We start from the raw sequence: 1,283 nt of genomic DNA, 5'->3' as shown, positions 1-1,283 counted from the left end.
CAATGCCGTTGCTTGAAGCTATCAAGCAGTTCGTGACATCGGGATAGCGCGGTCGTTGGGCCTGGCATGCATCCATGGGTGGGGTTGTCCGAGCAGGTTCGGTTGGGTGTGGTGACGCGGTGGGTGACGCCGGAACTGGTCGCGGCGGTGCTGGGCAGGTGCGGGGTCTGCGACAAGAAGCCCGGCGCTCTGCCGGCCGGGTTCATGGTCTACTACACGCTTGGTCTGGCACTGTTCCAACAGGACTCCTACGACGATGTTGCCGAGCAATTGGTCAGCGGCATCGGCGAGTTGAGCGCCAACGTCCCGAACAAGTCCTCGTTCACTCGGGCACGCAGACGTCTGGGGCCGCTGGTTTTGGAGACCTTGTTCCGCGAGCTGGCCGGCCCGCTCGCCCCGGTCGGCCTGAAGGGCTCCTTCTACCGGGGGATACGTCTGGCCGCGGTGGACGGGTTCGTGCTGGACGCGCCGGACACGAGGGCGAACCGGGCCGCGTTCGGCGGTCCGACCAAGAACGGGCAGCCGGCAGGGTTCCCGCAGGTGAGGGTGGTGACGCTGACCGAGTGTGGCACCCACGCGCAGATCGACGCGGCGGTGGGCGGCTTCAGTGGCGGCGAGCCGGAACTGGCGATCAGCATGGCCGGCTCGGCCGCCGGGATGCTGGCCATCATGGACCGCGGCTTTCCCGGGGTGGCACTGTGGAAGGCCTACACCGGAGCCGGGGCGCACCTGCTGATCCGGGCCCGTTCCTGCGTCGCGGCCCGTGTGCTTGAGCGGCTGCCGGACGGGAGCTATCTGGGGCGGATGAGTCTGGCCGGTCAAAGGGCCTCGCATCCGGGCGGAGTGACCGTGCGGGTGATCGAGTACCAGGTCGACGGCGGCGAGGTGATCCGGCTGCTGACCGATCTGACCGACCTCGAGGCCTATCCCGCCGCCGAGCTGGCGGCCTTGTATCACGAGCGCTGGGAGGCGGAGTCGGCATTCCGGCAGATCAAGACCTTCCAGCGCGGGCCGGCCGAGGTTCTGCGCTCGGGGGACCCGGATCTGGTGCGGCAGGAGGTCTGGGCGCACCTGGTCGTGCATCACTGCCTCACGCGGATCATCATGTCGCTGGCCGACGGCAACGGTATCGATCCGGACCGAGTCTCGTTCGTGCGGGTCCTCAAGCACACCCGGCGCAGCGTGGTCCGCCAGTGCGCGGACACACCCCAGAAGATCAAGAACTTCCTGGCTCTCCTGGCGGCGAAGCTGCACCGGAAACTCGACAACGGTGCCAGGCGCCT

1 protein-coding gene is annotated in these 1,283 nt (G+C 67.9%); it reads left to right on the top strand.

The genetic code is table 11. The features are described from left to right. Positions 1-123: 123 nt before the first annotated feature. A partial coding sequence (locus AB0442_RS42520) for an IS4 family transposase (protein WP_366168856.1) occupies positions 124-1,283 on the top strand: 1,160 nt, incomplete at its 3' end.

The sequence above is a fragment of the Kitasatospora sp. NPDC085895 genome (assembly GCF_040702125.1).
GTDB lineage: Bacteria > Actinomycetota > Actinomycetes > Streptomycetales > Streptomycetaceae > Kitasatospora > Kitasatospora arboriphila.
This window is presented reverse-complemented; position numbering and strand designations above follow the sequence as displayed.